The sequence below is a fragment of the Haloarcula salinisoli genome, from assembly GCF_019599405.1.
Taxonomy (GTDB): domain Archaea; phylum Halobacteriota; class Halobacteria; order Halobacteriales; family Haloarculaceae; genus Haloarcula; species Haloarcula salinisoli.
In genome coordinates this window covers 85369-103044 of sequence record NZ_RKLQ01000005.1, presented here as the reverse complement: position 1 = coordinate 103044, position 17676 = coordinate 85369, and the positions used below count along the sequence as shown (strand labels likewise).

The window sequence follows — 17676 nt, the reverse complement described above, 5'->3', positions numbered from 1 at the left end:
TCGATAGCAGACCTTCGGCCCTCTTCATCATCATAGCGTCTACGAATCTCATCGAGGGAACTCTTGAGTGATTTGAATTCTCCTATCTCTGGAGAGTCTGTGTCAGAATTCTCTTTCCCCATTTAATTCACATTTTGAAGGTTTCTCCACAATTTTCGCACTGTACCCACTCAACATCCTCCGTTGGCTCTTTTAGAATCAACCCTTCATCGGAACCACACTCTGGACAGTAATCGGAGCTGACCGTTCTCATATCATTGGTTATTTGTCAGTTGATATTCAAACTTAGGTCTGTCAGACCTTGGCCTTTGTGTAGTACGCTACTTCTCTCGGTCCAAGCTCACTCCTCGGCTGGCTCAAACGTGTACTCACGCCGGTTCGCCGGTGCGTCGTCGGGCACTTCATTGTGGTTCAACAGCTGCCCTGGTGCAGCCGCATACGCCAACCCGACCAGTAGCGGCTCGACCTCGGCCAACGTCGCCGGGTAGCCATACGGCCCGGGAGACGTCTCTGGGCCCCAAGCCCGGACCCACAGGTAGGTCTGGTCCTCTAGCTGATGGGTACCCTGCTCGAACAGCTCGCTGGCCCAGCTCAGCTTCTTCTCCCCACGTCCGAACACGGTGTTCGAGAGTTCCCCCATGTGCCAGTAGTCGCCGTCGCCCCACCGGGCGAACGCTCGGGTGGCGTCCCTCTCTTTGGCGATCTCCTCGAAGTTCGCACTCTGTGCGTTCTTCTTGCCGTAGGCCTCGGCCTTCCCGATATAGCGCGGGACGAGGTCCGCTGGGTCGGTCCCATCGCCATCCAGCTGGTACATGATGTACAGCAGCCCCTCGAAATCATCCGCGACCCCATCCGCGGTGACACACTTGCTGCCCTCCTGGCGGATGCGTGCGTCGATAGCGTCGCTGCGCTTCAGCCCGCCCCGCTCGGTCAACTCGACGACGCGGTTCTCGTCGGTCGCGAACAGAGGAATGGGGTCAGAACTCTCGCCATCGGCGATATCCCGGCAGAGTGTCCGCGAGAGCCAGTCGTCCCACAGGCCGGCTTTGGTGTCGGGCAGCCCGTCGACGTCACGCGCTAATTCGGAATTCGGTGTCTCATGGATGTACTCGACCCACGCTGGGCCGACCTGCGCCATCTGCTGGGGAACCCTGTTCGGGACGAAATCGCGGTTGGCGAAAATCCGGTCGAAACGTGAGCTCGAGTGGACGAGGCCGACAAGTTTCGCTTCCAGTTCGTGTCTGTAGGTGGGGTAGCCGTAGGGTCCAGTCTCGAGATCCTCCGTGTCGATGACCCAGGCACAGAGGGGCGCGTCCGCATGGTCGACCACCGTCGCAATGTGGTCGTACTTCCCGAAACTACCCCACGAGCCATCATCGGTCCAGTCGGCAATGGGCAGGGCATCACGGAGCTTCCGGAAGTGGTCGAGGAGCCGGCTCGCAACGTTGCCGGACTCGCCGATGTAGACCGGTCTGATGGCCGCTGGGCCAGGCTTTGACTCGTCGAACAGGTAGAGGACATAGAGGTAGTCGCCACTGCCCCGGCCCAGGCGATACTCATCGTAGGCGTCGGTCATATCCAGCTCGGCCCCACGCTCGTCGAGCATCGGGACGGGGTCGGGCGTGGCTGGGTCGGTGATGTCCGCCAGTATCGTCTCCTCAACCCACGAATCCCATAGATCGTCTTTGGTTCGCGACGCAGTCATTACGCAGTGTCGAATGGGGGCCGTAATAAGCCAGTTTCTCTATACGGTCCTACTCAGTTCGTATGCTGGACCTCCTCATCAGATTTGGAGCAGCGTACACCCAGCGATAGAAGCCGCTCGATCTACATGACGCACTCTCGGACAAGGCTTACCCGGACAGGACACGCAGTCACGTTTAGACGGAATATACTAGACGCTCCGTCCACTCCCGTTGTATGACACCGGACGACCTCGGCGACTGTCCCCTCTGTGGCGCCGCAATCACAGAGTCGTGGCTGCTCATCGAGTACGAGACCACCGAGGGGACGACTGGGATGTGGGCCGAGTGTCCGAACTGTAGCGATGTCGTCGACCCCGAGTAGCGGCGCTTCAGTGTGTATTGTCGTTCGCTTGGACTGCAGACAGGAGCGATAGTACCGCAATGGGGTACATCCATCAGACAGAGCGCCTTTCGAGTGCAAGCCAAGCACTTTGGAAAGCGAGTCGGGAATCATTACTAATGTCTGACATAACCATCAGCGCTGCGTATTGTATACTGTATACGAACCCATCTGGACACCCGAGAGGTGGCCTATGACCGACGAGTGGGATGCCGTCAGTTACGTCATCAGTTCCCGGTACCGTGTCGCTGCCCTCGACAGATTGCAGACGGGCCCAGCGACACCCTCACTCATCGCAGACGACACCGACCTGTCTATCGCGCACGTCTCGCGTGCCCTCCAGGAACTCCAAGAAGAGGAGTTGGTCACGTTACTAGTCTCTGAAGACCGTCGGAAAGGGCGTGTCTATGGGGCAACAGAGCAGGGAGAGACTGTCATGGAGACGATCGACGCCCAGAATATGGTGTGAACGGTCGCCGGCTTGGAACTACGACGTCGCTGTCGGCATCTAAGAGTACAGTCTAAGACACCTATCTTAGATATCTGGCAGGGGCTGTGCAGTCCCCCGAGACGGCAGCTCTGACTGGGTCTGTCATCGGTCTGAGTACCTCATGATTTTGTGCACCCCTGGGCGGGTGCGGGGGTTCCTACTATGCACGGCAAACAGCAGGACATAGCACAGCCAGCCCAAAATCTCGATACTGAACACCGCCATGCATAGGAGACTGGCGAGGTCTTCGCAAGTGGGCCAGCCCAATCTCAGTCGCCAATCCCGTGACACTCACATTGTACACACGACAAGGGCTAAGTTGTCTGGCTCACAATGTACACATAATGAGTAGCGACAAGAAGCGCGTCCAGTTTCGGGCGCCGAATCGGCTTATCGATCGCACCGATGCACTTGCGGATGTCCTTGGCGAGGACCGGACGAATATCCTCGTGACTGCGTTGCGGGAGTACCTCCAGGAGGCCACCCACGACGACGCGCTCACCCAGGAGATCGCAGCCGCCTACTACGACGATGAGATTTCTTTCGACCAGCTCAAAGCACTCGTCGGGGCCGAAGAGGCTGCGAACCTGCGGGTGTTGAAACAGCAGCTGGACGAGGACTTTATCGACGAGGTCGCCGACGCATAGATGTCGAGACTCGTCGCAGACGCTTCGGCTCTCGTCAGTCTCGGCATCGTCGCTGGAAAAGCTCCCGACCCGCTCGCGATGTGTCTGGCTCGGTACGATGTTGTCGTCCCAACGGCTGTTGTCGAGGAACTCCGAGAGATAGCGTCGTACGACGATACGCACGGTCATGCAGCAACTACCGTCCTCAATCACACTGACAAATTCGGGACACGGTCGGTCGACCTCGACGCGGATTTCCCACTCGATGATGGCGAGAATGCGGCCGTCACTCTTTCAAACGAGATCGGTGCTGCACTGTTTCTCTGTGACGAATTCAACCAACTCGGCTTGATTCATGCGTCACTCGCTGATACGCGACTTGTGACGACACCGACCATGCTCTCGGTCCTGGTGCAGACCGAGCACCTGTCAGGTGCGGACGCTCGCACACTCCTCGAGGAGATCAGTGACGCCCGCAGCTGGGGCGAGAACAGCTACGTGCAGCGAGCTCGGACGTTGCTCGAGGAGACCGATTGAGTAGGGCGTCGAACCCGAGTTGGGCCGTGAGCCTCACTTCAGAACACCATCTCCGCCCGAATCAACGACGAAGTACTGCCGATCGGCCGTTCGAACTGCAAGTCGCGTACAAACTCTATCTCGGGGCCCAGAAGGACATCGAAGATGCAGTCCACCTGCATACACTGTTCGAGGAAAGCCTCAGTGTCCCTCGGCTCGAAAAATGGGTAACTTGACTCGACGTCGAGGGCGAATATGACCGACTCAAACACGCGTGACGAACTTGCTGCGAAGCGTGAGCGTAACCAACAGCAACGCATCGAGGGCATCAAACGATGGGTCGAGTACATCAAATCGGAACCACCGGAGACGTGGGGGACACAGCAGAACGCGGTGGTCAACGGCCAACTCGAAGCCGCCCAAAGCGCCGGAACTACTGGAGCACATCAGCAACACGTCGAAGACCTCGCTGCAGACATTATCGCGGCACGGGATGACTCAAACAACTATTCGTAAATACTGTGCCCAGCAGTCCTGAGGCTCCGTCGAAAAGCCTACGAGACAAACTCGCTGCAACCGCCCACTGCGGATCGCGATTCCCAGTGAGAAAGCGAATTTCCGATATAGAATCGGTTATCTGCTCGCGAACCTCGCCGTCGCCGAGGTCGAGTTCAGCCTCAAGTTCTTCGAGTAGCTCGTCCCCCTCTACCTTCAGCTCAGTCGCCCGTTCCAGGGAGACGTCCCCGGACTCTAGTTGTTCGATAATCGATTCGATGCGGTCGGTCTTGTCGGCGATGTCGGTCTCGGTCATAGTATGATGTACACGGCCAGTGCGACGACGGCCAGCCCCAGCACGAGCAAGGCAGCAATGAGCAGGCGTCGCTGCCGACGATACTGGGCGGTCTGTTAGCGGTGCTGGGGCGTTCGTCGTAGTGGTCGCGAGCACTGTTGAGGCGGTTCTGGAGCGTCGTGAGCTGTTCCGTGGCCAGTGTCTCTGGGGACGTGGACTCACTGCGCCCTGTATCGGGGCGCTGAACGGTCACGGGACTACTATCTTCGGGACCGTCGTAATCGCACATTCGACACACGTGACCGGCGGACGGTCGCGACGACTTGCCGATGGCCGGAGTGGGACCCTGTCTCTCAAGGGACTCTCCCTCGTGCCGGACTTCTGAGTCGGAGACTCCGAACCGGTTTTTATAATCCCGACGAACATTTCATGACGCGTGACTGTAATAAATTCGACCGGGGTAACGAAGCAGTATCAGACGACGGTTGCGCTCGATCGGGTCGACCTCGTCGTCGAGGAGGGCGAGACGTTCGGCTTTCTGGGGCCCAACGGTGCCGGGAAGTCGACGTTCATCAACATGCTACTCGATTTCGTGACGCCGACGGAGGGGTCGGTCAGTATCTTCGGTCATGACTGTCAGCGCGAGGGTGTCGAGGCCCGCAGCCGGATCGGCGTCCTCCCGGAAGGGTACTCGGTGTTCGAGCGCCTCACCGGGCGCCAGCACATCGAGTACGCTATCCGCTCGAAGGAGGCAGAGGCGGACCCGATACGCATCCTCGACCGGGTGGGCATCCGCGACGACGCCGACCGGCTGGCGAGCGAGTACTCGAAGGGGATGGCTCAGCGACTGGTGCTCGGGATGGCGCTGGTCGGCGAGCCGGACCTGTTGATATTGGACGAACCCTCCACCGGACTGGACCCCAACGGCGCCGCACGGATGCGAGAGATACTTCGCGAGGAGAACGACCGCGGCGCGACCATCTTCTTCTCCAGTCACATTCTCGAACAGGTCGAGGCTGTTTGTGACCGGGTCGGTATCCTGCAGGACGGCGAACTCGTCGCCGTCGACACCATCCAGGGGCTGCGGAACTCCCTGGGTGGTGGCACCAAGCTCGTCATCACCGTCGACGAGTTCACCGACGGGATCCTCGCCGCCCTCAGGGCTATGGACGGCGTCGAGACGGTCATCACCACCGACGAGGATACCATCGAGGTCACCTGCGTCGACGACGTGAAGATGGACATCCTCGTCGAGCTCCGCGACGTCGGCGTCGACGTACTGAACTTCCGGACCGACGAGGCCTCACTGGAGGACATGTTCATCGAGTACACCAACGCCAGCAACCGATGAGCTGGCAGACCATCGCGCGACAGGACGGCCACGTAACCGTCGGCACCCGCTCCGGCAAGCTGCTGCTCGGGCTGACGGCACTGAGTATCCTGCTTTCGGCGTACGTCTACCCGGTTCTCGGAACCGAGCCAATAACGACCGCCCGGTTCGGTGGGTACGTGCGCGGGTGGCTCACGACAGTGCTGCCGTTTGTCGGCGTGTTGCTGGGCTACGGTGCGGTGGTGGGTGAGCGGGAATCCGGGGCGCTACGGCTCTCGCTGTCGCTGCCACACAGCCGGCTGGACCTGCTCTTCGGGAAGTTCTGCAGCCGTGCCGGTCTGTTGACTGGCGTGCTGGTGGGGGCGCTGACTGTCGCCGGCGCACTGGTCGTCTACCCGTTCGGCGAGCTTGTCCTGGGGCGGTTTCTGGTGTTCGTCCTGCTGACGGTCCTCTTCGGGGTACTCTGGTGTGGGCTCGGCCTCGCTACCTCGCTCGTCGTCGCGACCAGGCGGCGGGCGCTGGTACTCGCGTTCGGCCTGGTGTTTCTTTTCGTCATCGTCTGGGATCTGGTCGCGGCGGCACTCAGAGCCGGGCTGGACGCCGCCGGTGTCATCGACGGTCGTCTGCCCGGCCCGGCGCAGTTCCTCATCGGCATCGAACCGGGCCACGTCTTCGGGCGGGTCGTCACGGGGCTCGTCCAGGGTGAACCGGTGAGTGGACCGTGGTACCTCAACGAGTGGGTGGCGCTGGTCCTGCTGGTGCTGTGGAGCGTCGGACCGCTGGCAGTTGCCTACGGCACTTTCGTCCGGAGGGACATCGCATGAGCTGGCGGACCATCGCGAGAAAGGACCTCCACCAGGCAAGGCGATCGACGGGTATCTGGTTGCTCGCCGGGCTCTCCGTGGTCGTGTTCGTGGGGTATGCCGTCGTTCACGAGTATCTCGGCGACCCGACCTTCGTCGGGTTTGTCGACGGGCTGGCGGGCGTGGTCGGGAGCACGGTCCCGTTGCTCGGGCTCCTTCTTGGCTACAAGTCTATCAGCCACGAACGAGCGAGCGGGAGCCTCTTTCTGACACTGTCAGCGCCCCAATCCCGTCGTGACCTCGTGGCCGGGACCCTCGCCGGCCGCGCGGCCGTCCTTCTGGTGCCGACGGTCGTCTCGCTCGTGTTCGCGGGGGCGGTCGGCGCCGTCCGCTACGGCACCGAGGGGCTGCTCGGGTACCCACTGTTCCTGTTCCTGAGTTCCCTCTATGGCGTGGCATTCGTCTCACTGGCGGTCGGGCTGTCGATGTCAACGACCGCCGACCGCCGTATCACGCTCGGCGCGCTGGGCGGCTACGTGGTGTTCGTGCCGTTCTGGGGAAGCGTCCACTCCTTTGCCTTGCTGTTCCTCCATCGATTCGATTTGTCGGTTCTGTCCGACATGCCCGACTGGGCGCTGCTGGTCAGGCTGCTGGCCCCGACCGAGGCCTTCTACAGGCTCCTCCGGGCCGGCTTCGATATCGGCCGGGCGGCGCGATACGCGGACGGTCCCGTTTACGTGGACTGGTGGATGGGGCTGGTAGCGTTGCTCGCGTGGTGTGTCGTCCCGGTCGCGCTGGGCTACCGCCGCTTCAGGACGGCCGACCTCTAGACCGCGAGGGAGAATTTCGGGCTCGCCGGCGGGCCCGTCTCGCGTCCCGGGTCGCGATACCGCTGCCAGGACACGTCGACTGGGCATAGCCTTTAGCTCCCAGATGTGGGACCAGCTGGCACAATTCATATAATGTATGCAGTTTCAGTTTGCTCCGTGAACCGCCTCGGGGTCAAGCCCCGAGGCACTCGGCCTGCTCCACCTGTAGATATGCCCCGCACCACTGCCACGATGCCGGACGATCTGACCTATCTCATCGAGGGAGCTGTCACAGCGGGCATTTTCGAGAACAAGAGCGACGCGATCCGACACGTCGTACGGGAGTTCTTCGAGCAAAACGAGCAGGCCCGGATTGCAGCGGCAGTATCGCTGTATGCTGATGAGGCCATCACGCTCGGGACAGCTGCTCGCCTGGCTGATCTGAATCGGTTCGAGATGCGTGACATCCTCCGCGAAGAGGGTGTCGAGCTCCGACTCGGCCCAGAAGACATGGCCACAGCCCGTGACGAAATCGAGACGGCCCGCGACCTCGAATGACAGATACACCATCGAGTGCGACCGTTTGCAACACGACTGTCCTCTCGAATTTTGCGCATGTCGATCACATCGAGTTCATTGCGGAGCTCCCGCATGCGGTCACAGTCGGTGGAACAGGACCTCCAGAACAAGTTAGATCCCGGTGAAGCACAGGCAGTGGCTGTTGCGGCTGCCGCTGATGGCACTGTCGTCACCGACGATGGTGATGCACGGTCGGTCGCAACGCAGCGTGGAATCGGACTGACTGGATCTATCGGGCTGCTCGTTCGGTTCGTCGAGGACGGAGCGCTTAGAGCCACGACCGCTGATACGTATCTCAAGCGCTGGGTCGACGAGGCTGGGTTTCACTCGCCCGCGCGGGAGTTCGAGGCGTTTCTCGACGAGTGAGAGGGAATCTGTTTTACTGCTCGCGAACCTCGCCGTCACCCAGGTCGAGTTCCGCTTCGAGTGCTTCGAGCAGGTCGTCCCCCTCTGCTTTCAGCTCGGTCGCCCGTTCCAGCGAGACGTCACCGGCTTCGAGCTGTTCGATGATCGATTCGATGCGGTCCGTCTTGTCGGCGATATCGGTGTCGGTCATAGGATGATGTAGGCAGCCAACGCTGCGACGGCCAGCCCCAGCACGAGCAGGGCGGCGATGAGCAGTCGTCGCTGTCGGCGATACTGGGCGGTCTGTTGGCGGTGCTGCCGGCGTTCGTCGTACTGGTCGCGGGCACTATCGAGCCGATTCTGCAGCGTCGTGAGCCGTTCCGTGGCGAACGTCTCGTAAGCGTGGTCGAGGTCGGTCCGCAACTCGGTGCAGGCCGTCTCGACGTGGCTCTCGTATGCTCGGTCCAATTCACGCTGGTACGTCTCGAGTTTGTCGATCACAGCTGTCTCGTAGGTGGTGTCCAGCCGCGTCGACAACGTCTGCAGCTCGTCGACGAGCGTTGCCTTCTCCGGGACGATACCACCGACGTGGGTGGGTGTCATCACCCGCCTGTCGGCTACCTCGTCGGCGAGCGTCCGGTCGTTCTCGTGGCCGACGCCGACGACCACCGGCGTCGACGCGTTGTGGATGACCCGACAGAGCGGCGTCTCGTTGAACACCCGAAGGTGTTTGTCCGAGCCACCGCCACGGGTGAGGACGATCACGTCGACACTGGCGTCGTCGTCGAGGACGCTGATCGCTTCCATCAGCCCGGCCATCGCGTCCATGCCCTGGACCGGGGAATCATGGACGATGATGTCGACGTCGGGGTATCGCTCGTGGATACTGGTCACTGCATCCTCGCGAGCATCGCTGTCAGCGCTCGTGACGAGGCCCACCGTACTCGGAAGCTCCGGCAGTGCCTGTTTGGTGTCAGGGTCAAGCAGGCCATCCTCGGCGAGGGTGGCTCGGTTCTGCTCGTAGGTTTCTTGGTAGACGCCGCCGCCGACGGTGACGACGTCCTCGACGATGACCGATACCGAGCCACCGTCCTCGTAGTACGACAGATCCCCCTTCACCGCGACCTGCAGACCGTCCTCGAGGTCAGCGTCGAGACGGGACACCCGGAACTGGAAGCAGACACAGTGGATACTCGACTCGTTGTGGACCAGATCGAAGTGGAGGTGGCCGTTCGAGGAGGGTCCGTAGTCGGCGACGTCGCCGACGAGATAGTCGAAGCCGAGGTGATTGGCGTCCTCGATGAGCGTCGCCAGTTCGTCGTTCATCGCGTCGACGAACGTGACCGACTCCGTATCGAGGCGCTCCTGGAGCGTCGCGAGGTCCGAGTCCGGTGTCGCGTCCGGCTCTGTACCCATTCGTCTCAGTGGTGGCTAGCATTCACCGTAAATACTGGTGGTAGCAGGGACGCCACAGCAGCCCGATTTTGTGTCCCCCAAGGGGCTGCGGGGGTTCTGCCCCGCACAAACTACTTACCGAGGACAATCCAATGTCAGTACACATGAGTTCCGGCCGGGAGATTCGACTTACAGACGACCCAGAGAGCGAGTACTGGGTTGCCAAAGACATCGAAACGGGCGTCGCCAGCCAGGGACAAACCCGCGAGCAGGCGCTCGAAAATCTTGATGAGGCAGTCGAGGGATATCACGGGGCCGGACGGGAGCCAACCGAAGCAGAACTCAAAGAGTTGGGTATCGACCCCGACGAGAACACGTCCGGTAGCGAGCTTCCAGACGTTCTAAAGTAACTCCTCGGCGATGGTGTCACGCGATTTTAGCGGTGAGGATGTCGTCAAAGTCCTCTGTAACGTCGGGAACTATGAGCTGGACCGTATTCGGGGTGACCACTACATCTTGGTCTGGGACCCGCCAGCAGACCACGACACCGATGCTCGCACGGTTCCAGTTCCCTATCACGACCGAATTAGCATCGGCACGCTACAGGAGATAGCTGACCAAGCCGGTGCGAAGGATTTCGACGAATTCTGCCGCTGGATTGACCGCAATCGCTAGCTCTGGTGGCGGTTTTCTGTGCCTCTGGCGGGTGAGAGGCGCGCCGAAGAGCGCGTCTCGATACAGACCAATGTCGAACCTCAAACACCCAGTCGAGACCGAACCAGAGGGATTCGTCGCCGTATACGAGGACAGCTACCGGGGCGGCGGTATCGCAATTGGTGGGTATTCCCGCCGTGATCCGTCGGGGCTCGCCCAGCGGAACCCCGACGCCGCAATCGTCAACGTCGTCAGAGTACGCCAGGTCGCTCGCGAGTATCACGGCTGGGACCTTGACAGCGAGGCCGGGATTCGCGAGGCAGCCATGGCTGGCTGCTGAGAGTCGTGTGACGTGTCCCGGTTATTTTTGTCCCCCTGAGTGGGTATTGGCGCGTTCAAAACGCAGCCCGCCATAACACGATTTCGTGGTTTACAACCTGGTTTACCCAATCGTCGTACCCGGACGTCTGCATCTCGAATGACCATCGTTCACCAGCTGCAATATCATTCTCGCTTGTGTATATCGTGTCCAAAATCCGCCCTTCTGGGTCAAACAGTTTTGCGATTGCTTTGACGTAATCGACGTCTTGGGCTGTATCAGCGCGAACGATTCCAGTAACTCGCCCGTTTTCATCGCTGATCTGGAAGCTACTTTCACGGAGCGAAAGGCCCGTCGCCTGTGCTGGTGTGTCTTGGAATTCACCGGCCAGCTCGTATTCGGCTACGCGTGCTGGACCCCCCTGGGGTATCACTCGTGCCTGCGCGAGCCACCGTTCGCCGGCCCCAATGGTCTGACAGTAGAGGTTTATCGTTTCTATTGTTGAACCGCTGCTGTCCAAGAGTTTCGCTGTCAGTGTCACGTCCCCTATCGGGACCGTCCGTGTGTTGCGGACAGTAGCCCGGAAATAGCCGTCTGTTACGTACTCACCGCTGACTACTTCATACGATGAATCAACGATATCGAGTCCGCTTTGAAAAGGTGTGGTGGTCACCCTGACGGCGGTTTTGCCATCTTGGTCATCCCAGATATCGCTCCCTGAACAGCCAGTGATTGCGATAGTTGGGATGGTCGCGAGAAACGAACGCCGTCGCATACATTTCGGGTCAGTCGGGCATCATCTAAAGATTGGGGTGCAGTGAGTGTACTTGTTCAATCCAGGAACGAGATCCGTGTTACGGCCAAGCAATTACGGGCGATGTTCCATCCGAACCGTCTTGCTCCACCAAGAGGGCCTGAACCACCGAAGTCGAACCCAGCGAGCAAAACTGATGCCGCCGCCAGCGGCCATTTTGTGTTCCCCTTGGCGGGTGCGGGGACTCCCGAACATGAGCTCAGAACCACAGCGCCTCGACGAGCACTTCGTACCAGCACCGACCGACCACCGCGATGTCGACGCCGAACACCGGCACGCCCAGGAATCCGGTGAGACCTTCGAGGGCCGCCGATACGGAGGGCGGTAACGAGGGCACCGTTCCCGCACAGTTTAACAGCGTCACGAGGCTGGACCGGAACAAATGCGCTAATCGATGTGCGAGGTCGAAAAAGGATAATTATCTGAGGAAGTTATTTGTTTTTCCACTGCGTACCCTCCCCTATGACTGAGACATGGGATGACGTCAACGAGCACGTCAAAGCGGACTGGAAAGAAGATACCACGCCGTTCGAGCGGTTGTATGAAATCGTCGAGCAAACACACGACGGACAATCGGCAGCCGAGATAGCCGACCGGGCGCTCGTGAGCGAGCCGACGGCCCGTCGACACTGCAAGTCGCTCGTGAACACGGGTTTCGCCGAGACGGAACAGGACGGCCAAACAACGCTGTACAAGCGACACAGCGACCGGGTTCTGATGTCCCGCATCCGCGAGCTTCGTGAGGAAGTCACTCGGCCAGAGCTGCTCGACAGCATCAAAGAAATGAAAATTGAGATACGACGGTATGAGGACCGCTACGACGTCGTCTCACCCGAAGAGCTCAGCCAGCAACTTGATGCTGACGAGACGGAGGGTTGGGACGACCTCACCGCGTGGCGAACGACGCGGCAGAATCTCGCCGTCGCGCAAGCCGCACTCGCCTACGACGAGGCCAGCCACCAGTTTGCGGTATGAATGAGGACGACCGTGCCGGCGAGTTCGGGCCGATATATCTTCCGGCACTCCAGCGGATTCGCGATCTCTGGCTCGAACTTGAGCCGATCGTCGACGCAACCTCGTACGATGATGTCGTCGCACCCACGGAACTGCAGGTCAGTCTCAGCGACGGGCTTGGAGAGGCTGAGAGCGCTCGGTTCGATATACAATGGAGCGAACTGAGGATGTATTCGTTTCATTACGTCGATAGCGACGACGTCAATTGGCGATTCGACCGGCACCCGAATACACACTCACCCGAGATTCACTTTCATCCCCCGCCCGAGGCTGCCACGACGGCAGCCGAAGCGTCCTGTATCGACGTGACTGAGGTTTCACTCGTGACCCGTGCAGTCCATGCAATGTGGCGAGCAGCGTACGAGGACGATGCTGTCGACCAGCTGAATAGCGCATCAAACCCGCCATAAGACCGACCAATAGGAGTCGTCATCCCGAAAGTTTGGATACGAAGTCGCTGAGGAAGTACGGCAGTATCTCTTCCGAGTTCTCGGACGACAAGTCTTCGACGAGCACGGGACAATATACTACTGGGACGACCGAGACGAGTCGGAAACTCCCCAGTAGCCACAGCTGACGATTTTGTGTGCCCCTTGGCAGGTGCGGGGACTCCCGAACATGAACTCAGAACCACAGCCCGTCGACGAGCGAGACGCACCGAACCCAGCTACCACGAGTATCGCTGCCGAGCACCGCCAGGCACAGGCGTCAGGCGACGTGTTCGCCGCTCAGAGATGCGGGGGGCTGTGAGTACAGCGTTCGACTCGCCCCTCGATATGGGACTAATACCCTCAACCTATATTAAGACAAGGGCTGAACTGTCTCATATGACTGACGACGAATCAGATTCCGAGGGCGGACTCCGAGACCGCCAGACAACGGGCGAAGACAGAGTGCGGATGGTCGCTCAACAGCTGTCGGAGCCACAGACGGTAAACTGGATTGCTGACGAGGCAAGCTGGTCACACGAGCCCACCAAACGTGTCCTCGAGCGACTCGTCGACGATGGCATCCTCCATCGTGACGATAGCGGGACGCACACGACATACTATCCTGATTACCGCCGCCAGGCGATGCAGGAGGCGATGCGCCTGCGGGACAGCGGCCATACCGTCGAGGAGCTGACGGACCGCCTCGCCGATATGAAGGCCCAGGTTCGGGACTGGGAGGCCGAATTTGGCGTCGAATCACCGAATCAGCTTCGTGGGACACTCGCCGACGGCACCGTCGATGCCGACGACGAAGCTCGCCGTCGCGAGATTGCACGCGAGTGGGAGCACCTCCAGCGTCGTATCGAGATCGTCGGGTTCGCCATCCGCGAATGGGACTTCCTGACCCCGACGACAGAGCCTACCGAAGCCAGCAGCTAACAGATGTCTGTCCCGCATCCGGGCGGTGATCCGAACGCGAATCTCTATGCGCAACTGAAGCGAGATGTTCTGGACCGCGTGCCTCAAATCACGACGGTCGAGTACGTTCCGGACGATATCGAGGCCAAGGAGTTGCGAGCGAGATTCGACCCGAATCGACTTGCCCCGCCGACAGGTCCGGAGTCCCCGAAACTGACCATTAAATGGTATCGGCAGGTCCCACATGACTGGTTCCAGGTGAACTACAGCGACCCGAACATGGGCTTTCATGCCGGCTGGCACCAGGACGAGGATCACCCGGACCTTGGGCCGGCCCATTTCCAGTATTCGGTCGATGATACAGCGGATCGGTGGGGTATCACTTTCGAACACGAGACTCCGTCGCTAATTCTCTGGGACATCATCGAAGCACTACTCGAGGATGTTCGACCACAATATCAGTATTCGAACGATGGATCCTGAGGTTTGAGTAGCGAGCGCTAGACACAGCCGTGAGGTTACCGCGGAATTTGTGTTCCCCTTGCGGGTGCGGGGAATCCAAACGCATGCGCTCCGAGTCATCGTTCGTCGACGAGCGATTCGTGCCAGCACCGACCGAAAACCGCGATACTGAGGCCGAGGACCGTCGTGCCCAGCAATCCGGGGAAACTTGGATGGGCGCTGCTATGGAGGGCGGTGACAATGGCTGGTGGACCAGCATTGCTTGGGCGCCTCACGGTGCTACAGCAAGGCTGTGAGTGTCCGGTCTCGTTTCGTACGAAAGCTATACCTGAGACAGGTAGCTACTCCCGAGTACGAAAATGCCGCTGGAGAACATCCCATCAGTCGAAGAACTGGCCGAAACGACCGGCCAGTCGACGGAGCAGCTCCTGAAAGACCGTGCGGCAGCGTCAGAAATGGCGTGCGGTTCGACTGACGAGTAGAACGGTGTTTTGTTGTCGGATTCCAGCTGGTCTCCCGCTGTTGCCCCAGTCGTCTAGCCACCTGCTGGATACACGACTTTGGTGAGCACCCCGTCGCGACATCGGCGAAGCAGTCCAAACACTCTTTACTGTTTCACTGTAAACTGTAATCAAGAACGAATCGTGTCACGTCCCTCAACCCATGCCGATGGCGACATCGTCCGCGACTTCCTCTCGATCGCGGATCTCCTGGAGGAGCCACAGCTGGCCCAGCTGTACGCTTACCTCGCTCGTGCAGACGAGGCGACCGTGCAGGATGTGATGGATGAACTCGATCTTGCCCAGGGGACGGCCTACAACTACGTCAACCGGCTCGTCGACGCCGGCGTCGTTGCGGTTACCCACGATGAGCAACCACGACGGTACGCCGCCGAAAAAATCGACCTGACCGTGTCAACGGCAGCCGGGGACCGCGAGTACACGATCACGCCGGCGCTAATCGACGCGGTGGGCCGACGCCAGACAAACGCCGACATCGACACCTACATCGACCGTCACGGCGTCGCCGGGCTCGCGACGGCGCTCACCTATGCTGTCGCTCGCGACCGCGGCGAGGTGACCCACCGACTGATGGCTTCGGACCTCGATATCTCGCCGCTGGCGGCGGAGATGATTCTCCAAGCACTCCGCCCCGTCGTCCACGAGTACTACGACATCGAGGACACAGGGGCGGGGCTTGAGGAGTTGGACGTCGGCAGTGGCGCCGCTGACGACGCGTGAATCGACTCCATATCGCCGACACTGGCCTGTTCGTCGCGATGGGGCAACCGTCCAACAGTCGTAATCTCCTCGGAATCAGATACTCGTTGACCGCCGCTCTACGCGACCATCGATTACCGCGACGGCGTTTTTCCCTTCCAGCCGTCCCACAATCTCCCGTATGTCCGCTGCAGGCCAGTCTAGGTCGTGTTCCAAGTCGGCCACCGATTTTGGTTCGTCGAGGGCGTGCAGCACTTCGAGTTCCTCGTAGACCCGCTCGGTGATTTCCGTAACTGGATCGTGCAACGGTGTCGTCACGTTGTGTTCTTCCGTGAGATCAGCCAATGCTTCGTTCACATACGTTACGAACAGTTCTTGCTCCAGCAGTTCGACCTGCGTCTCCAGTTCCGATTCGACGATGTCGAAGTCGAGACCGGTCTGAATTAACGAAAACATGTCCTCGATGTCGTCCACTCGACCGGCAACCGCCTTGAACAGGAAGATGTCTTCTGGACTCACGAGCTCAACCACGAGATGTCCCGGGTCGAGATACCGCTCACTCCGCTCACGAATGCCTGAAGAAAGAATCAGTTTGCCGATCACCTGCCGGTTGAAGACATCGATGCGACACCCATCATCGTTCTCGAGGATGCGCTGGGCACCGAGTTCTTCGTACTCTTCGTCCGGCTCCTGGACGATAACGTATCCCAGCTCAAGCAGTGCTGCTTGTAGCTGACTCAGATCGTCGCCCGAGGAGACGATAAGGTCGATATCTTTGGTCGTCTCTTTGAGTCCGCGAAATGCCATTGACCCACCGCCAATTAAGAAGACGGTGAGTGGGGTGTCCAACTGCTGGCCGATACGCTCGAGTTCTGCGCGGATGTACGAGCTATCGAAGCGCGCCCTCATAGCGTCACCTCGTACTCTTCAGCTAGTTCCTGGAAGTCCTCCCACTCGGGAAGACGGGATGTCCGCTGCGCACCGCTGGTGTCGAGATATATGCAAAGATCGTCGACGACGTCGTCGACGCCGTACTTGGTGGCCTGGGCTCGGAGTTCATCGCGGTCGATACTGACGTGACTGAGCAAGAGGAGGCAATATGACTGAGCCCGTGCACCCGAATCGATTACGAGCATGTGGCAGACCAACAATTCCGGTGAGAGTTCACTCATCGTCTCCGAATAGAGGTAGTATCGGCGGTCACGTGCCAACAGCGGTAGGTCATATCGTTGGAACTGGTCCGGCCCTGTCGGAATGAAGTGTTCGTCGGTAATCTCAGTCGTCGTCTGGACAAGGAACTTGTCGAGGGATTCCCACAGAATGGTGTACGTGTCGGTCTGGTCGTTGACAGTCTGTCGGTGGACGTGATGGGCAAGCTCACGAGCGAAGGCACTCAACTGTTCGAAGCCGTCGTTCAGTGCGTACGCACCGTCGTCGGTCTGGTAGACGATTCCGCGATGCTGAAGCGGGGAAAGCGCACGGTGGACGGTGCTTCTGTGGACGTCGGCGTGGCGTGCGATATCTGTCACTGGCCGTGGGGTATCGAGAAAGTAGCAAACACGGAGGGCAGCCCCTGACAACAGCTCTGGCCAGTCGATGTGTGTATACTGCTGCGTGAGACCGGCCAGTAACTCGAGAGCCTTTGCGTCCGACAGTTCAATCTGCTTTGTTTTCCCCTGTCGACGTGTCTCGACGAGGCCAGCCGTTTCGAGCTGGTCGACGAGTTCTGAGGTATAACTGAGACTTCGATCGAGATTCGTCGCGAGTTCAGAGACTGTCTGCTCACCGTGGAGGGCAGTGAGGGCGCGAATCTCGCCTTCTGTGAGCATACTGTTGCACAATAGCGAACCAATATATAAATCACTTCGGTATTTTGCAACACATAGTTGATTCAGTCGGTGGCAATAAGCGTTTGAGGGTGCCGTACTATCGTCAGCAGCCGAATGCTTGCAGTGTGGGAGCAGCCAAGCAGTCGAGAAGACAGGCGGGTAGGTGTGTCGTGACGTGGGGCAGCCGGGCGAGTGAGGACGTCTGTACCCTGGTGAGTCGACGGGTGGGTCTGGCAGACAGTTGCAG

26 protein-coding genes are annotated in these 17676 nt (G+C 59.8%); 18 read left to right on the top strand and 8 right to left on the bottom strand.

Translation table 11 applies throughout. The features are described from left to right. Positions 1 to 340 precede the first annotated feature (340 nt). Positions 341 to 1705: a GIY-YIG nuclease family protein gene (locus EGD98_RS18805; RefSeq protein WP_220589892.1), complete on the bottom strand. Its 1365-nt coding sequence runs from the start codon at positions 1703 to 1705 to the stop codon at positions 341 to 343. Between the two features lie 215 nt (positions 1706 to 1920). Here EGD98_RS18805 and EGD98_RS18800 point away from each other — a divergent pair, with 215 nt between their 5' ends. The 5 genes from EGD98_RS18800 (at position 1921) to EGD98_RS18780 (ending at position 4233) form a co-directional block, all read left to right on the top strand. Then, the gene (locus tag EGD98_RS18800) at positions 1921 to 2067 is read left to right on the top strand and encodes a DUF7837 family putative zinc-binding protein (protein ID WP_220589891.1); all 147 of its coding nucleotides are present in this window, start codon (positions 1921 to 1923) and stop codon (positions 2065 to 2067) included. 211 nt (positions 2068 to 2278) lie between these two features. Beyond that, a complete protein-coding gene (locus EGD98_RS18795) occupies positions 2279 to 2554 on the top strand; it encodes a winged helix-turn-helix domain-containing protein (protein WP_220589890.1) in 276 nt (91 codons plus the stop codon). Between the two features lie 365 nt (positions 2555 to 2919). Then, positions 2920 to 3222 (top strand): hypothetical protein, encoded by a 303-nt coding sequence (locus EGD98_RS18790; protein WP_220589889.1) that lies wholly within the window; start codon positions 2920 to 2922, stop codon positions 3220 to 3222. Continuing rightward, positions 3223 to 3738 carry a PIN domain-containing protein gene (locus EGD98_RS18785; protein ID WP_220589888.1) on the top strand — a complete coding sequence of 172 codons (516 nt, stop codon included), beginning with the start codon at positions 3223 to 3225 and terminating at the stop codon, positions 3736 to 3738. It begins immediately after the preceding gene. A gap of 234 nt (positions 3739 to 3972) precedes the next feature. Further along, on the top strand, positions 3973 to 4233 hold the full coding sequence (locus EGD98_RS18780) for a DUF8150 family protein (RefSeq protein ID WP_220589887.1): 261 nt from the start codon (positions 3973 to 3975) through the stop codon (positions 4231 to 4233). Here EGD98_RS18780 and EGD98_RS18775 read toward each other — a convergent pair. Continuing rightward, positions 4196 to 4528 carry an exodeoxyribonuclease VII small subunit gene (locus EGD98_RS18775; RefSeq protein ID WP_220589886.1) on the bottom strand — a complete coding sequence of 111 codons (333 nt, stop codon included), beginning with the start codon at positions 4526 to 4528 and terminating at the stop codon, positions 4196 to 4198. The two genes, EGD98_RS18780 and EGD98_RS18775, sit on opposite strands and share 38 nt — an antisense overlap. Positions 4529 to 4943: 415 nt before the next feature. Between EGD98_RS18775 and EGD98_RS18770 the strand changes: the two genes are divergently transcribed. The 5 genes from EGD98_RS18770 (at position 4944) to EGD98_RS18750 (ending at position 8394) form a co-directional block, all read left to right on the top strand. Further along, entirely contained in the window at positions 4944 to 5858 is a 915-nt protein-coding gene (locus EGD98_RS18770; protein ID WP_220589885.1) for an ABC transporter ATP-binding protein, read from the top strand. Then, complete coding sequence (locus tag EGD98_RS18765; protein ID WP_220589884.1) at positions 5855 to 6661, top strand: ABC transporter permease subunit; 807 nt, start codon at positions 5855 to 5857, stop codon at positions 6659 to 6661. The genes EGD98_RS18770 and EGD98_RS18765 overlap by 4 nt, the downstream gene beginning before the upstream one ends. Beyond that, entirely contained in the window at positions 6658 to 7470 is an 813-nt protein-coding gene (locus EGD98_RS18760) for an ABC transporter permease subunit (RefSeq protein ID WP_220589883.1), read from the top strand. Before EGD98_RS18765 ends, EGD98_RS18760 begins: the two co-directional genes overlap by 4 nt. A gap of 210 nt (positions 7471 to 7680) precedes the next feature. After that, positions 7681 to 8007, top strand: coding sequence for a UPF0175 family protein (locus EGD98_RS18755; protein WP_220589882.1), 327 nt, complete (start codon positions 7681 to 7683; stop codon positions 8005 to 8007). Between the two features lie 93 nt (positions 8008 to 8100). Continuing rightward, a complete protein-coding gene (locus EGD98_RS18750; protein WP_236039629.1) occupies positions 8101 to 8394 on the top strand; it encodes a PIN domain-containing protein in 294 nt (97 codons plus the stop codon). Positions 8395 to 8407: 13 nt separating this feature from the next. On the opposite strand, the gene EGD98_RS18745 is transcribed toward EGD98_RS18750, so the two are convergent. Next, entirely contained in the window at positions 8408 to 8584 is a 177-nt protein-coding gene (locus tag EGD98_RS18745; protein WP_220589881.1) for an exodeoxyribonuclease VII small subunit, read from the bottom strand. Next, positions 8581 to 9789, bottom strand: a complete 1209-nt coding sequence (gene xseA, locus EGD98_RS18740; RefSeq protein WP_220589880.1) for an exodeoxyribonuclease VII large subunit — start codon at positions 9787 to 9789, stop codon at positions 8581 to 8583. Before xseA ends, EGD98_RS18745 begins: the two co-directional genes overlap by 4 nt. Positions 9790 to 9932: 143 nt before the next feature. Between xseA and EGD98_RS18735 the strand changes: the two genes are divergently transcribed. From EGD98_RS18735 to EGD98_RS18725, 3 genes are all read left to right on the top strand, one after another. After that, positions 9933 to 10178, top strand: a complete 246-nt coding sequence (locus EGD98_RS18735) for a type II toxin-antitoxin system HicB family antitoxin (protein ID WP_220589989.1) — start codon at positions 9933 to 9935, stop codon at positions 10176 to 10178. Between the two features lie 10 nt (positions 10179 to 10188). Then, positions 10189 to 10443: a type II toxin-antitoxin system HicA family toxin gene (locus EGD98_RS18730; RefSeq protein ID WP_220589879.1), complete on the top strand. Its 255-nt coding sequence runs from the start codon at positions 10189 to 10191 to the stop codon at positions 10441 to 10443. A gap of 70 nt (positions 10444 to 10513) precedes the next feature. Beyond that, positions 10514 to 10762, top strand: a complete 249-nt coding sequence (locus EGD98_RS18725; RefSeq protein WP_220589878.1) for a hypothetical protein — start codon at positions 10514 to 10516, stop codon at positions 10760 to 10762. Between the two features lie 55 nt (positions 10763 to 10817). Here EGD98_RS18725 and EGD98_RS18720 read toward each other — a convergent pair whose 3' ends face one another. Together EGD98_RS18720 and EGD98_RS18715 are read right to left on the bottom strand one after the other, a co-directional pair. After that, positions 10818 to 11516, bottom strand: coding sequence for an FxLYD domain-containing protein (locus EGD98_RS18720; protein ID WP_220589877.1), 699 nt, complete (start codon positions 11514 to 11516; stop codon positions 10818 to 10820). A 238-nt stretch (positions 11517 to 11754) separates the two neighbouring features. Continuing rightward, positions 11755 to 11919 (bottom strand): hypothetical protein, encoded by a 165-nt coding sequence (locus tag EGD98_RS18715; protein ID WP_220589876.1) that lies wholly within the window; start codon positions 11917 to 11919, stop codon positions 11755 to 11757. 98 nt (positions 11920 to 12017) lie between these two features. Between EGD98_RS18715 and EGD98_RS18710 the strand changes: the two genes are divergently transcribed. The 5 genes from EGD98_RS18710 to EGD98_RS18690 all read left to right on the top strand — a co-directional run bounded on the left by EGD98_RS18710 (position 12018) and on the right by EGD98_RS18690 (position 15621). Continuing rightward, a complete protein-coding gene (locus EGD98_RS18710; protein ID WP_220589875.1) occupies positions 12018 to 12530 on the top strand; it encodes a winged helix-turn-helix domain-containing protein in 513 nt (170 codons plus the stop codon). Beyond that, complete coding sequence (locus tag EGD98_RS18705; RefSeq protein WP_220589874.1) at positions 12527 to 12979, top strand: toxin-antitoxin system TumE family protein; 453 nt, start codon at positions 12527 to 12529, stop codon at positions 12977 to 12979. The genes EGD98_RS18710 and EGD98_RS18705 overlap by 4 nt, the downstream gene beginning before the upstream one ends. Positions 12980 to 13396: 417 nt before the next feature. Continuing rightward, positions 13397 to 13939, top strand: a complete 543-nt coding sequence (locus EGD98_RS18700) for a DUF7342 family protein (protein ID WP_236039628.1) — start codon at positions 13397 to 13399, stop codon at positions 13937 to 13939. 3 nt (positions 13940 to 13942) lie between these two features. Further along, positions 13943 to 14401 carry a hypothetical protein gene (locus EGD98_RS18695; protein ID WP_220589873.1) on the top strand — a complete coding sequence of 153 codons (459 nt, stop codon included), beginning with the start codon at positions 13943 to 13945 and terminating at the stop codon, positions 14399 to 14401. 623 nt (positions 14402 to 15024) lie between these two features. Further along, positions 15025 to 15621 carry a DUF7437 domain-containing protein gene (locus EGD98_RS18690; protein ID WP_220589872.1) on the top strand — a complete coding sequence of 199 codons (597 nt, stop codon included), beginning with the start codon at positions 15025 to 15027 and terminating at the stop codon, positions 15619 to 15621. 75 nt (positions 15622 to 15696) lie between these two features. Here EGD98_RS18690 and EGD98_RS18685 read toward each other — a convergent pair whose 3' ends face one another. Both EGD98_RS18685 and EGD98_RS18680 read right to left on the bottom strand, forming a co-directional pair. Further along, positions 15697 to 16509, bottom strand: coding sequence for a DUF6036 family nucleotidyltransferase (locus tag EGD98_RS18685; RefSeq protein ID WP_220589871.1), 813 nt, complete (start codon positions 16507 to 16509; stop codon positions 15697 to 15699). Continuing rightward, positions 16506 to 17429 carry an ArsR family transcriptional regulator gene (locus EGD98_RS18680; protein ID WP_220589870.1) on the bottom strand — a complete coding sequence of 308 codons (924 nt, stop codon included), beginning with the start codon at positions 17427 to 17429 and terminating at the stop codon, positions 16506 to 16508. The genes EGD98_RS18685 and EGD98_RS18680 overlap by 4 nt, the downstream gene beginning before the upstream one ends. Positions 17430 to 17676 lie beyond the last annotated feature (247 nt).

Bases quoted from the DNA above. Each gene is read 5' to 3' on its own strand.
- EGD98_RS18805 (WP_220589892.1), bottom strand. From the start codon at position 1,705: ATGACTGCGTCGCGAACCAAAGACGATCTATGGGATTCGTGGGTTGAG.
- EGD98_RS18800 (WP_220589891.1), top strand. From the start codon at position 1,921: ATGACACCGGACGACCTCGGCGACTGTCCCCTCTGTGGCGCCGCAATC.
- EGD98_RS18795 (WP_220589890.1), top strand. From the start codon at position 2,279: ATGACCGACGAGTGGGATGCCGTCAGTTACGTCATCAGTTCCCGGTAC.
- EGD98_RS18790 (WP_220589889.1), top strand. From the start codon at position 2,920: ATGAGTAGCGACAAGAAGCGCGTCCAGTTTCGGGCGCCGAATCGGCTT.
- EGD98_RS18785 (WP_220589888.1), top strand. From the start codon at position 3,223: ATGTCGAGACTCGTCGCAGACGCTTCGGCTCTCGTCAGTCTCGGCATC.
- EGD98_RS18780 (WP_220589887.1), top strand. From the start codon at position 3,973: ATGACCGACTCAAACACGCGTGACGAACTTGCTGCGAAGCGTGAGCGT.
- EGD98_RS18775 (WP_220589886.1), bottom strand. From the start codon at position 4,528: ATGACCGAGACCGACATCGCCGACAAGACCGACCGCATCGAATCGATT.
- EGD98_RS18765 (WP_220589884.1), top strand. From the start codon at position 5,855: ATGAGCTGGCAGACCATCGCGCGACAGGACGGCCACGTAACCGTCGGC.
- EGD98_RS18760 (WP_220589883.1), top strand. From the start codon at position 6,658: ATGAGCTGGCGGACCATCGCGAGAAAGGACCTCCACCAGGCAAGGCGA.
- EGD98_RS18755 (WP_220589882.1), top strand. From the start codon at position 7,681: ATGCCCCGCACCACTGCCACGATGCCGGACGATCTGACCTATCTCATC.
- EGD98_RS18750 (WP_236039629.1), top strand. From the start codon at position 8,101: ATGCGGTCACAGTCGGTGGAACAGGACCTCCAGAACAAGTTAGATCCC.
- EGD98_RS18745 (WP_220589881.1), bottom strand. From the start codon at position 8,584: ATGACCGACACCGATATCGCCGACAAGACGGACCGCATCGAATCGATC.
- xseA (WP_220589880.1), bottom strand. From the start codon at position 9,789: ATGGGTACAGAGCCGGACGCGACACCGGACTCGGACCTCGCGACGCTC.
- EGD98_RS18735 (WP_220589989.1), top strand. From the start codon at position 9,933: ATGAGTTCCGGCCGGGAGATTCGACTTACAGACGACCCAGAGAGCGAG.
- EGD98_RS18730 (WP_220589879.1), top strand. From the start codon at position 10,189: ATGGTGTCACGCGATTTTAGCGGTGAGGATGTCGTCAAAGTCCTCTGT.
- EGD98_RS18725 (WP_220589878.1), top strand. From the start codon at position 10,514: ATGTCGAACCTCAAACACCCAGTCGAGACCGAACCAGAGGGATTCGTC.
- EGD98_RS18720 (WP_220589877.1), bottom strand. From the start codon at position 11,516: ATGCGACGGCGTTCGTTTCTCGCGACCATCCCAACTATCGCAATCACT.
- EGD98_RS18710 (WP_220589875.1), top strand. From the start codon at position 12,018: ATGACTGAGACATGGGATGACGTCAACGAGCACGTCAAAGCGGACTGG.
- EGD98_RS18705 (WP_220589874.1), top strand. From the start codon at position 12,527: ATGAATGAGGACGACCGTGCCGGCGAGTTCGGGCCGATATATCTTCCG.
- EGD98_RS18700 (WP_236039628.1), top strand. From the start codon at position 13,397: ATGACTGACGACGAATCAGATTCCGAGGGCGGACTCCGAGACCGCCAG.
- EGD98_RS18695 (WP_220589873.1), top strand. From the start codon at position 13,943: ATGTCTGTCCCGCATCCGGGCGGTGATCCGAACGCGAATCTCTATGCG.
- EGD98_RS18685 (WP_220589871.1), bottom strand. From the start codon at position 16,509: ATGAGGGCGCGCTTCGATAGCTCGTACATCCGCGCAGAACTCGAGCGT.
- EGD98_RS18680 (WP_220589870.1), bottom strand. From the start codon at position 17,429: ATGCTCACAGAAGGCGAGATTCGCGCCCTCACTGCCCTCCACGGTGAG.